This is a genomic window from Endozoicomonas elysicola (assembly GCF_000710775.1).
In the GTDB taxonomy this organism is placed as follows: Bacteria; Pseudomonadota; Gammaproteobacteria; order Pseudomonadales; family Endozoicomonadaceae; genus Endozoicomonas; species Endozoicomonas elysicola.
Map to the genome: position 1 here is coordinate 1999342 of NZ_JOJP01000001.1, position 12347 is coordinate 2011688.

Genomic DNA, 12347 nt, shown 5'->3' on the forward strand with positions numbered 1-12347 from the left:
GAGCTCTCTGTATGATTTGTCAGAAATACCGCCAAATCCTTTTAGTGTTCAGGCTGGGCTGTATGCGTGGGGTATTTCGGGATTGATAAAATTGAAAGCGAGTTTAACAGCTTTTGGACAGGTGTTGGTGGCAATGGTTCTTTTTCTTGTGGGTAAGTGCTTCTGGCCCTCGTGAGGATGGCCAGAAGTTAGTAAAGCTAGGGCTTGGTGAAGAGGGTTAGACCCGCTTGCGCCCAGCCCAGTACAGGATGGAAAAGCCAAAAACGGCAGACAGTATGGAGCCGGTTAAGACGCCAATTCGATCTGAAATCAGATAGCTGGTGTTGACATCTTCAAATGCCAGCGAGCTGATGAACAAGCTCATGGTAAAGCCAATGCCACAGAGAATCGATAGGCCGTACATCTGTGTCCAGTTGGAATCAGTCGGCAGTTTGGCAAGGCCTGATTTAATGGCCAGCCAGCAGAAACTGAAGACGCCAATCTGCTTTCCCAGGAATAGTCCGGTCACGATTCCCAGCGGAATGGGTGTCAGAATGCTTTTGACCTGCTCAGCATTGAGCTCCAGACCCGCATTGGCAAAGGCGAAGATTGGCAGGATGACATAATTAACCGGACTGTGCAGTTTGTGTTGCAGGGCTTTAAGTGGTGAGCGCCCTCGACGGTCAACCACCTTCAGTGGAATGGTAAAGGCCAGCAGCACCCCAGCCAGTGTGGCATGAACCCCTGACTTCAATACACAGATCCAGAGTAGTGTGCCCACAACTATATAGGGGCCTATTTTGGTGACCCCTCGATAATTGAAAAATGCCAGTACAGCGAGAAGCACTGTTGCAATACCCATTGAAGTGAGTGACAGGTCTTCTGTATAGAATATGGCAATAATGATAATGGCGCCCAGATCATCAATAATTGCCAGAGCCAGTAGGAAGGTCATCAGTGATGAGGGGACCCGTTTACCAAGCAGTGCCAGTATGCCCACGGCAAAGGCGATGTCAGTAGCTGCAGGTATGGCCCATCCTTTGATGGCAGTTGGATCTGTGTAATTGAAAGCCACATAAAAAAGGGCTGGAATCAGCATTCCACCAATAGCGCCGATGCCTGGTAGCATGATTTGGGCTGGAGAGCTGAGCTCGCCCTGAAGGACTTCCTGCTTTACTTCAAGGCCGATTAAGAGGAAAAAGACCGCCATGAGGCCATCGTTAATCCATAACAATAATGGCTTGTGAATATCCAGAGGCCCTACGGTAAAACGAATAGGTGTGGATAGAAGAAGGTCGTAGTACTCCGCAAAAAAAGTATTTGCGGAAAGCATCGCCAGGGCGGCGGCAATAAAAAGCAGTATGCCGATGGCATAGTCCTGCTGTAAAAAGCGATGTAATCGTCTGGCAAGCATGTTTTCTCCTGGTGCCCGTAGCTAACCGCCGTAAAGAGTTGTTATGCCCGAATTTATGATTAAAAAGTATACATTGGCATAATGGGCAAAAAATGACACCCAGTCTATATGTACTGCATGTCACTTGGTATTAAGGGGTACTACTTATGACGGCAGCATGGGCGCCACCTGTAGGGTGGGAGGGTATTAACGACCTATGTGGGCTTTTGTGCAAGCGAAACGCGATCATGTCCTGCCAGATCAACCTCGGTGCGAATCTGGGTGAATCCCTCTAAAGTCAGGATGTTTTGCACTGCTTTACCTTGGTCGTAACCATGCTCCAGCAGTAACCAGCCTCCAGGCTTCAGAGTCAGAAGTGATTCGCTGGCGATTGTGCGAATGTCATCCAGCCCGTCACTTCCGGAGGATAGTGCGGTCATGGGTTCATAGCGAACATCCCCCTCGTTCAGGTGGGGGTCATCATTGCGTATGTAGGGAGGGTTGCTGACAATCATGTCTATGGAGGCTTCAGACAGTGGGCTGCACCAGGAGCCTTCCATGAAATCAACATTGCGGATTCCGTTGCTGATGGCATTTTCCCTGGCAACGGCCAGTGCCTCGGCACTCTTATCGATTGCAGTGATCTTCCATACAGGGCGCTCTTTTGCCAAAGCCAGGGCAATGGCTCCGGTTCCCGTGCCTAAGTCTACGACTCTGATTCCGGATACCTTCTCTTTAGAGAGATTTGGATCAAGCGCCAGTTCCACCAGAAGCTCGGTGTCCGGCCTAGGTATCAATGTTGCTTCGGTAACTTTCAGCTGCAGACTCCAGAACTCCCTGAAGCCTGTGAGATAAGCTACAGGAACGCCCGATTTACGTTGTTCAACAAGGTCTTGAAAACTGGTCAGTTGTTCTGTGGTTAACAGTGCTTCAGGCCATGTAAAAAAATAGCTTCGTGGCTTATTAAGAGTGTGCGCCAGCAGTAGCTCTGCATCCAATCTTGGGGTTGGGCTGGCAGAAAGCATGCGTGATGCTTCTGCCAGAGATGAGTCTATACGGGTATTGCTCATGAGTTATTCGCCGGCCAGGCTTGCAAGCTGTTCTGTCTGGTGTTCCTGAAGCAGCGGGTTTATAACAGGATCCAGTTCGCCCTCAACAATTTCGGATAATTTATACAGAGTCAGGTTGATGCGATGGTCTGTGACTCGTCCTTGTGGATAATTATAAGTGCGAATACGTTCAGAGCGGTCGCCGCTGCCTACAAGGCTCTTGCGGGCATCGCTGATCTCTTTGGCGGCTGCGCTATCCTGGGCATCCTGTAATTTTGCTGCCAGCCAGGACATGGCTTTGGCTTTGTTTTTATGTTGAGAGCGCTCATCCTGACACTCAACAACAATGCCGGTTGGCAGGTGAGTGATTCGAATCGCGGAATCGGTGGTGTTGACGTGCTGACCACCGGCCCCAGATGAGCGGTATGTATCGATTCGCAGGTCTTCTTTACGGATTTCAATGGCTTGTTGTTCATCCGGTTCTGGCATGACCGCAACAGTGCATGCAGATGTATGTATTCTTCCCTGTGATTCGGTTTCTGGAACCCTCTGGACACGATGTGCACCGGATTCGAACTTCATTCGCCCATAGACATCACTGCCAATAACACGGGTGATGATTTCTTTGTAGCCACCGTGCTCTCCATCACTGGTGCTGATGACTTCAATTCGCCAGCCGCGTTTTTCAGCATATCTGGAGTACATTCTGAACAGGTCCCCAGCAAAAATGGCCGCTTCATCGCCGCCTGTACCGGCACGGATTTCCAGAAATGTATTCAGGCCATCCCGAGGGTCTTTGGGAAGCAACAGCACTTCCAGACTTTTTTCCATATCTGGCAGTTGTTCTGCAATGCTCTGTAGCTCTTCCTGGGCCAGCTCAGTCATATCCGGGTCACCTTCGGCCATCATGGCTTCGGCTTCAGACTTATCGCTGAGGAGTTGGTCATACTCTTTGAAGGCTTTTACCACGGATTCCAGTTCTGCGTATTCCTGGGAGAATTTTCGGAATTGGTCCTGGTTGCCAATGACCCCTGGGTCGCTTAACAGTGCGGAAAGCTCTTCAAAGCGTTCGCTGAGGTTTTCCAGCTTTACGAGGATGGACTCTTTCATGATGTCTGCAAAAGGTTTCTGTATAATAAAGGTGGACTCAGAACGTGATCAGGCGTCCTGAGTTGAGTCTGTTTTCTGGTTGCTATCCAGACCCAGAAGTTTTTCTGCCCATTCCAGTTTTTCCTGCTGCCCCATGGCTGCTGCATTTTTCAGCTGGACACTGGGCTGATGCATAAACTTGTTAGTGAGAGAGCGGGCAAACTGTTGCAGCACTTCTTCCGGGTTAGCACCTCTGGCCAGCCATTGCATTGCTTTTTCCAATTCCTGATCACGCATGGCTTCGGTGCTCTGACGGTAGTTGCGCAGGAGGTTGACTGCGTCAAGTGAGCGCATGCGCGTCATGAATTCAAACGTATCAGCCTCTATCATGCGCTCAGCCTTGCGTGCAGCATCTTTTCTTTGTTGCAGGTTGTCTTCAATGACATCCTGTAAGTCATCAACGGTATAGAGGAAAACATCGGCCAGCTCACTGACCTCGGGCTCAATATCCCGTGGAACCGCAATATCCACCATGAACATAGGCTTATGCCTTCGCTGCTTTAACGCCCGCTCAACAGCTCCTTTGCCAAGAACCGGGATGGGGCTGGCGGTAGAGCTGATGACGATGTCACTTTCATGCAGTACCTGCGACAAATCAGAGAGAAGCACCGGTCGACCTCCGAAACGATCGGTTAGAAGTCTGGCTCGTTCCAGGGTCCGGTTAGCCACAATGATATTCGATACTCCTTGCTGGCAAAGGTGGCGGGCGGTGAGCTCAATGGTTTCACCGGCACCTATCAGTAAAGCAGTATTTTCACTGAGGTCGGAGAAAATCTGTTTTGCCAGTCGGGTTGCTGCATAAGCAACGGACACGGGTTGCTCATTGATGGCAGTTTCAGTTCGAATCTGTTTGGCGGTGGTAAAGCTGTGTTGAAACAGACGGTTCAGTGCCGGGCCGGCAGTATCTGCTTCCTGAGCGCTGGCGTAGGCAGACTTGAGTTGTCCCAGGATCTGGGGTTCGCCCAGAACCATTGAGTCGAGTCCACAAGCGACACGCATCAGGTGGCGTATAGCCTCCTGGTCGTAAAAAAGGTACGCGTGCTCTGCCAGCAGATTACTGTTGGTCTGATGGCTGTTGATTTGATGGTAGTGGGTTAGCCAGTCAATCAACTTGCCGTAGTACATCTCAATAGTTTCAGCTGCAGAGCTGTGGAGTGCACAATAGATTTCGGTTCGGTTACAGGTAGACAGGATGGCAATTTCTTCAATACCAGTATGAGATCTGGCGCTCTGAAGTGCATCAGGTAGCTGGTCAGCAGAAAAGGCAACCTGTTCCCTCAATGTGATTGGTGCTGTCCTGTGATTGATACCGGCGGTAATATACCCCATCAGACCTCTGTTGCTGTCCTGGTTCACTGCTACTATAGATTGGCTGCCATACAGGCAGCTCAGCTTTAATTAGAAAATGTCTCTATGGGATTTTCCCGGCTCAGGGTTAAATATGCCTGACATTTTCTGCTCATGGCTGCTAGAGCGTTTTACAAATCCTGCTCATGGTTTTCCTGGCTTGTTGCCATATCCGATACCTCAATCGCAGCCGACAGATTCAGACTCTGACCAAAATAGGGAGAGATAATCTTTCAGAAGGTTGCTGGATTGATAGGTGTTTCGGCCGATCAATTCTGCAATGGAAAGCTTGCAACTGCAAACTCTCTTCATGTTTTTTTAAAGGATATTTTGCACAGTTTGTTGGTCTTTGGTGAGGGGTGGCTCTTTTTTTTGCTCAGGTTGTTTGGGCATGAGATCTATATCTGCTTATCAATTGGAATGAATCCATAGAGCGACTGCATTTATCAACCAGATAAGGGGAAAGGGCATACCATCCATGACCAGAATGACCATCAGGGCTGAAACTGTTAAAAAAGGGGCTGAGGCTCTTATAAAAAACTGTAAATCACTTCCTGTTGCCTTTGCTTTTTTTCTTTTTGGTTGCGCCAGTCAGAATGTTCAGCAAGAAGCTGCTGTGCTGGATGTTGGGACGGCTGTTGAAAATCAACAGGTTCAGGAAAAAGAGCCGGTCACTCCATTTGAGGCTGAGACGCTTTATGACTTGCTGGTAGCTGAAGTGGGGGGGCAGCGACAGCGTTACGATCTGGCGCTGGGGAATTATTTGAAACAGGCTCATAAAACCCGGGATGCCGGTGTCGCTCAGCGTGCTTATCAGATCGCTGTTTTTGTTGGTGCAAGACAGGCTGCACTCGATGCATCATTGTTATGGATTGAATTACAGCCAGAAAACCTGGATGCATTGCATGGTTCAGCCCTCGAACTGGTTTATGCAGGTCAGTTTGATAAGGCTTTTGAGCAGATGAAAACGCAGCTCTCTTTGGGTGGGAGTCCTGGTTTTGATGTGCTTGCCAGCGCGGCGGGCAGCTTGAGTGGAGAAAATGGTCAGGAGGTCCGGAGCCATCTTATCAGGCAGTTTGATGCGCTTATACCGGTATATCCAGACTTTCGTGTGATACCGCTGGGTAAGGCGATTCTTCTGCAGCAGGCTGGGGAATATGAGTCAGCCCTGTCTGTGGCTGATCAGTTATTGAAAAAGGATCGTGATTTTGTCCCTGCCATGATGGTAAAAGGACGTGCCCTGAACAAGCTGAAACGTGATGCCGAAGCAGAGGTGATGCTTTCTGAAGCGGTTCAGCGGCATCCCGGTAAAAACCGGCTTCGATTGCTGTATGGCAGGGTTCTGGTTCACGCGGGGAAGCTGGATCTGGCAAGGAAGCAGTTTGAAGTTCTGCTTGAACGTGCTCCTGAGGAGAGTGACATTGTATTATCGTTAGCGCTGATTACATTGGAAAATGGCATGGAGCAGGAGGCTGAAGAGTACTTTCAGCAGCTGTTGGCAATTGGTGAACGAAATAATACGGCTCATTACTATCTTGGCCGTTTAGGTGAAAAACAGAAAAAGTATTCAGAAGCAAAAGAACATTATCTCGCGGTTGGTCCGGGGAAGGAGTTTATGGCTGCGCAAGTAGCGATGACCCAGATGCTGGTTGAACAAGGTAAGCTGGATGAAGCGCTAACTCATGTTGGTGAAGCAAGAAATCGCAACCCGGCACGAATGGAGTCTCTTTTTCTGTTGGAAGGTGAGCTTTTGGTTAATGACCGTCAACTCAATAAGGCACTAATGCTCTTTGAGCGGGCGCTGAAAACCAATCCTGAGTCGGTAAGCCTTCTTTACTCAAGAGCAATGGTTTATGAAAAGCTGAACGACCTTGTAGGGTTGGAAAAGGATTTGCGCTTTATTCTGGAGTTTGATCCGGAAAATGCTGCTGCTTTGAATGCCTTGGGTTATACCCTTGCTGACAGAACTGATCGTTATAAAGAGGCTGAAGCTCTTATCTTGCAGGCTTATGGTTTGAACAGTGAGGATCCGGCTATTCTGGACAGTATGGGATGGGTGCAATTTCGCCTTGGAAATTTTGAGCAGGCAGAAAAGTATTTGAGGATGGCATACACTCAGTTTCCTGATGCTGAGATCGCTGCGCACCTGGGTGAGGTTCTCTGGGTCAAGGGAGAGCGTGAAGCGGCCAGATCTTTATGGGCAGAAGCTCTGCAGAAAAGTCCGGACAGTCAGATATTACAGGATACGATGGACCGCCTGACAGGGGCTGGTCTTGAGGATCAATCGGAAACGGTCAGTACAGCACAGTAATTTTTACTATGAAAACGTCGCTATTTCCGGCACTGTGGCTACTTTCATGGTTCGGGGGCTGCGACACTTTCCGCTTATGGTTGCTTGGTGTTCATTGGTATGGATGTTAATAAATCCTTTTTTGGGTTAAAAGTTTTACTGGCTCTGTCATTTTTTATCCTTGCTGGTTGTGCTTCACGATCCGTTGATACGGACGGGAAAGTGAGCGATGAAGAGAAAGAGTTTCGCTGGAAATTCCACCGTGAGCGCTTGAGTCAGCTTCAGGTTTGGCAAATGACTGGGCGTCTTAATCTCAGGGTGCCGGGGCGGTCGGGTACAATGTCCCTTGACTGGCGGCAGCAGGAGGATCACTACAAGCTGTTTCTTGATGGGCCTTTTGGTGCTGCGATTGCGCGTGTGTCGGGAGATTCGGGAGGGGTAACGGTTACTGCATCGAATGAAACCCGCTATGGCCCATCACCTGAAGTACTTCTTTATTCTCTTACCGGGTTGCAGTTTCCAGTCAGTAATCTAAGGTATTGGGTCAGGGGGCTTCCGGCTCCGGGCAGTAATGCTCTGATTCAACTGAATAATCTGGGTTACCCTGAAAAAATTGAACAACAGGGTTGGACGGTTGCTTATCAACAATACGGGCTTAGTAAGTCATTACGATTGCCTGCAAAGTTGAAGGTTACCCATGGCGATGTCACCCTGAGCTTTATGGCAAACAGCTGGCAGTTTTAGGGGATTTCTGGACTTTCCCCGATAGGATTTAATTAAGTCATTATTACAGGCTTTTTAGCATAACAATGTTTTTCTGGAGTCTTCTGGATGCTGACAGAATTGGTGTTGCCAGCCCCGGCCAAATTGAATCTGTTTCTTCATATTATTGGTCGTAGATCAGATGGCTATCATAATTTGCAAACACTTTTTCAGTTTCTGGATTTTGGTGATCGACTGACGTTTGTCTTAAACAATTCAGATGTCAGTCTTGCTTCCGATCTCGATGGTGTGGCTCCAGAGGAGAATCTGATTGTCAAGGCGGCTCGCCTTCTTCAGCAGGAGACCGGGTGTCAGCAGGGAGTCAATATTCTTCTGGACAAACAATTGCCTATGGGTGGTGGTCTGGGTGGGGGGAGCTCAAATGCAGCGACTACCCTGTTGGGGCTTAATGCGCTGTGGGAATTGGGCCTTACTATTGATCATCTGGCGGAACTTGGCTTGAGGCTGGGAGCCGATGTTCCGGTTTTTGTGCGTGGGCATAGTGCTTTTGCAGAAGGGATTGGTGAAGTTCTCACGCCGGTAGAGCCCGAGGAAGGCTGGTTTCTTGTCGTTGTTCCGGATGCGCAGGTTAATACTGCCGCTATGTATGGGCACAGTGATTTGACAAGAGATTCATTGCCGATTAAAGTCTGCGCCGCTCTTGACGGAGAGGGCGCTGTTCTTGATCAGGTTTCGCAGCAACAGCGGCGAAATGATTTCGAGCCTCTGGTTCGCGCACTGTATCCCAAGGTTGATAAAACGCTCTCTCTGTTGGATAATCTCGCAGATTCAAGCATCGGGCGGGCCATGATGAGTGGTTCGGGGGCATCAGTATTTGCCCGGTTTGCCAGTCGCGAACAGGCGTTAGCGGCACAGGCTGAACTGTCTCTTAACGTTTCTCGTCCTGAGATTGCGGATGACACATCAAAGCTACACAGCTTTGTGGCGCACGGTATTAATCGTTCGCCGCTGCATACAGCTTTGCAGCATGCAGGTTACCCCGTGATGGAGTAACGCTTGCAAATTTTTTGATGTTAACTACGATAAGTCGGCCTGGATTGTGCACGGATTGATAGAGAGATTTACTGGGGTGTCGCCAAGCGGTAAGGCATCAGGTTTTGATCCTGACATGCGGGGGTTCGAATCCCTCCACCCCAGCCAGCTCTTTGTGCAGAGTTTTATGCGTGTACCTTGTTATACCGAAAGCAATTCCCTCGTGTCGGCTTATGCTAGATTATCAGACAGTTTATTGTCTGACTCCCCTCTTTGTAATCGATTTTTCCACCTACGCCCAGTATCCAAGCAAGGTAATTTCCCGTGTCGAAAATGATGGTGTTTGCCGGCAACTCAAATCCGGATTTGGTTCATAAAGTTGTCAATCACCTGCATATCCCACTTGGCAAGGCTTATGTTGGCCGCTTCAGTGATGGAGAATGTGCCGTAGAAATTCAGGAAAATGTTCGTGGTCGGGATGTATTTATCATCCAGTCAACCTGCGCGCCGACCAATGACAACCTGATGGAATTGCTGGTGATGGCCGATGCCATGCGTCGTTCTTCCGCTGTACGTGTTACTGCTGTGCTGCCTTACTTTGGTTATGCCCGTCAGGATCGTCGTCCCCGCTCCAGTCGTGTGGCTATCAGTGCCAAGGTGGTTGCGGATATGATTGCTGGTGTGGGTGTGGATCGTGTGTTGACGGTTGACCTGCATGCTGACCAGATTCAGGGCTTCTTCGATATTCCGGTTGATAACGTTTATGGCTCACCAATTCTTCTCGATGACATTGAGCGCCGTGATTACAGTGATGTAATGGTGGTGTCCCCTGATCATGGTGGTGTGGTTCGTGCTCGTGCAGTAGCCAAGCGTCTGAACTCTGATCTGGCCATTATTGACAAGCGTCGTCCAGAAGCGAATAAGAGTGAAGTTATGAACATCATCGGTGATGTTTCCGGGCGCACCTGTATTCTTGTTGATGATATGGTGGATACTGCGGGCACGCTTTGTCAGGCAGCAGCAGCATTGAAGCAAAAAGGTGCCAAGGCGGTTTACGCTTATTGTACGCACCCAATTCTTTCCGGACGTGCACTCGAGAATGTTGCAAACTCTGAGCTGGATGAACTGGTCGTTACCAATACTATTCCTCTGAGTCCTGCTGCACAGGCGCTTGATAAAATTCGTCAGCTGGATATGTCTCCTCTGCTGGCTGAGTCTGTGCGTCGCATCAGTAATGCTGAATCTATCAGTGCGATGTTTCAGTAAGCTCTGAGCTAGATCATTATTTAAAAAGGCACTCAGAAATGAGTGCTTTTTTTTCACCTGTATGTTTACCCTTTCATTGTTTCCATTTACCGGTACCTGAATCATCTATTCTGAGTTTATCTGGATAGTGTCGTATGTGTAGTTGAAAGCCGTTGCTGGATAGGGGTTCTTGGCTTTGGTGGAGGCTCTAGTGCGTGATTTTGTCTTGGTTCTTGTCTTGAGTTGAGCGAAGTCTAGGTATTAATCGCGACGTTATAAAATGGCCAGACTGTTATTATGACGGAGTTAAATCTTTTCGGCCTTAATTCAATCTAAGGCTCAGTCTGGGATCCCATGGCCAGGCGCTCGGTCACCTGCTTTGGTGGCATCACTTATTTCAGGCGTGTGTTTTTCCGCGTTCTGCAATCATACAACTCAATTCTATAAGGACAGTTTAATGACAGAATGGGTCATGCTGACTGACTTCGCCCTGGCGGGTGTTCTTTTGCTTGCTGGTAAGGTTCTGCGCGTCTATTGTCCACCGATGCAGCGTATTTATATGCCTGCAGCAGTTCTTGCTGGCATATTCGGATTGGCACTTGGTCCATCCGGTACTGATATTCTTCCCTGGAGTCAGGGATTTGCTTCAAATGCAGGTATGCTGACCGCAGCGCTATTTGCTGCACTGGGTCTTGCTACCGATATTCCTTCCCCTAAAAGTATTGCTCAACGGGCGGGAAGCTTATGGGCTTTCAACCAGGTTGCAACCGTTTCTCAGTGGTTATTTGCTGCCATGCTGGGATTGTTTCTGGCGACGTTTATTTGGCCGGGCCTTAATCCTGGTTTTGGGCTTGTATTGTCTGCCGGTTTTATGGGGGGGCATGGTACATCAGTGGTGGTGGGTAATATTTTTGGAGATCTGGGTTGGAGCGATGCCTTAACGCTCGGCCTGACTTTTGCTACTGCCGGGATATTTGTATCGATTACGGTCGGTATGCTGATCTTGCAGCTGGCTCTGAAGCTGGGTTTGATTCGCAACTTTACCTGTTTTGATAAGATGGATGACTATCAGCGTAAAGGTTTGATTGCTCCAGGAAAGCAGCAGGCGGTCATGAAGGAAACACTATCGGCTTTATCAGTGGACTCATTTGCTATTCATGTTGCACTGATTGCGGTTGTAACTGCCTTTGCTTATCACAGTGCCAATTATCTCTCATCATTTTCTGACCAATTGCAGATACCTAATTTTGTCACTGCCTTTATTGGTGGAATGCTGGTTCGAAGTATTACCCGGTATACGGGGGGTAGCAGATACCTGTGTGATAATGTTTTTAACCATGCTGGCGCGACGACAACGGATTTTCTGATTGTGTTTGGTATTTCTGCGATTCAGATAACCATTTTGGCAAATTACCTGCTGCCCATGTTGGTTCTGCTTGTCGGTGGAATTTTATTTACATTATTTTTAGTACTTTGGGTTGCCCCGAGAATGCTTGGGGGTGATTGGTTTGAAAAAGGGATCTTTTCCTGGGGGTGGTTAACAGGCACGGTTGCCATGGGGATTGCCTTGCTGCGAATTATTGATCCCAAAATGAACGGTACTGTGTTGGATGATTATGCCATTGCCTATGTTCCCGGCAGTATCACTGATGTGTTCATTATCTCGTTGATGCCCGTAGCCATGGTGTATGGTTATTATGCAGAGGCGGTGGCCGTTGCCTCTGTTTATCTCCTGGTTGTATTGGCTGTTTGGCGATTTCTGTTGTGCAGGTCTGCAGGAAAATTGGCCGTCGAGTAAAAAGCGGTTGGCAGCTGCTGTGTATTCAATCTTCCATTTTTTTTGCCAGCTCCTGAATTTTTCCATTGGCTTCAGATAATACTTCCTGTCCCAATAGTGTGATGTGGTAATACTTGCGCTGTCGACCATCAGTGACCGTAACTTTTTTTGTGATCAGCCCTTCTTCTTCCATTTTGTGCAGAAGAGGATAGATGGTTCCGGGGCTGATTTTGTACCCATGGTCGTTCAGGTGCTCGATCAGCCAGGCACCGAAAAAAGGTTCCTGGTTTGCATGCCTGAGAATATGTATCTGGATAAAGCCCAAAAAAAGTTTTCTTAATATCTTTTCTTTCATAAGAGATT

General features: G+C 48.5%; 10 protein-coding genes and 1 tRNA gene. 6 read left to right on the forward strand and 5 right to left on the reverse strand.

Features of this window, described 5'->3' with window-relative positions:
- Window positions 1-217: 217 nt before the first annotated feature.
- From nhaA to hemA, 4 genes are all read right to left on the reverse strand, one after another.
- Window positions 218-1393: a Na+/H+ antiporter NhaA gene (nhaA, locus tag GV64_RS08495; RefSeq protein WP_020580514.1), complete on the reverse strand. Its 1176-nt coding sequence runs from the start codon at window positions 1391-1393 to the stop codon at window positions 218-220.
- Window positions 1394-1587: 194 nt separating this feature from the next.
- The gene (prmC, locus tag GV64_RS08500) at window positions 1588-2442 is read right to left on the reverse strand and encodes a peptide chain release factor N(5)-glutamine methyltransferase (protein ID WP_020580513.1); all 855 of its coding nucleotides are present in this window, start codon (window positions 2440-2442) and stop codon (window positions 1588-1590) included.
- A gap of 3 nt (window positions 2443-2445) precedes the next feature.
- Window positions 2446-3531, reverse strand: a complete 1086-nt coding sequence (gene prfA / locus GV64_RS08505; RefSeq protein ID WP_020580512.1) for a peptide chain release factor 1 — start codon at window positions 3529-3531, stop codon at window positions 2446-2448.
- A gap of 48 nt (window positions 3532-3579) precedes the next feature.
- On the reverse strand, window positions 3580-4899 hold the full coding sequence (gene hemA, locus GV64_RS08510; RefSeq protein ID WP_020580511.1) for a glutamyl-tRNA reductase: 1320 nt from the start codon (window positions 4897-4899) through the stop codon (window positions 3580-3582).
- Window positions 4900-5395: 496 nt separating this feature from the next.
- On the opposite strand from hemA, the gene GV64_RS08515 reads away from it, so the two are divergent.
- The 6 genes from GV64_RS08515 to GV64_RS08540 all read left to right on the forward strand — a co-directional run bounded on the left by GV64_RS08515 (window position 5396) and on the right by GV64_RS08540 (window position 12005).
- Complete coding sequence (locus GV64_RS08515; RefSeq protein WP_020580510.1) at window positions 5396-7228, forward strand: tetratricopeptide repeat protein; 1833 nt, start codon at window positions 5396-5398, stop codon at window positions 7226-7228.
- 99 nt (window positions 7229-7327) lie between these two features.
- Complete coding sequence (gene lolB, locus GV64_RS08520; RefSeq protein ID WP_152553972.1) at window positions 7328-7951, forward strand: lipoprotein insertase outer membrane protein LolB; 624 nt, start codon at window positions 7328-7330, stop codon at window positions 7949-7951.
- 87 nt (window positions 7952-8038) lie between these two features.
- Entirely contained in the window at window positions 8039-8983 is a 945-nt protein-coding gene (gene ispE, locus GV64_RS08525; RefSeq protein ID WP_020580508.1) for a 4-(cytidine 5'-diphospho)-2-C-methyl-D-erythritol kinase, read from the forward strand.
- 72 nt (window positions 8984-9055) lie between these two features.
- Window positions 9056-9130, forward strand: a tRNA-Gln gene (locus GV64_RS08530).
- A 156-nt stretch (window positions 9131-9286) separates the two neighbouring features.
- Window positions 9287-10228, forward strand: a complete 942-nt coding sequence (locus GV64_RS08535) for a ribose-phosphate pyrophosphokinase (protein WP_026257966.1) — start codon at window positions 9287-9289, stop codon at window positions 10226-10228.
- Window positions 10229-10664: 436 nt separating this feature from the next.
- Window positions 10665-12005 carry a sodium/glutamate symporter gene (locus tag GV64_RS08540; RefSeq protein ID WP_020580506.1) on the forward strand — a complete coding sequence of 447 codons (1341 nt, stop codon included), beginning with the start codon at window positions 10665-10667 and terminating at the stop codon, window positions 12003-12005.
- Between the two features lie 25 nt (window positions 12006-12030).
- Here the strand turns inward: GV64_RS08540 and GV64_RS08545 are convergent, their stop codons facing one another.
- A complete protein-coding gene (locus GV64_RS08545; protein ID WP_020580505.1) occupies window positions 12031-12339 on the reverse strand; it encodes a PadR family transcriptional regulator in 309 nt (102 codons plus the stop codon).
- Window positions 12340-12347 lie beyond the last annotated feature (8 nt).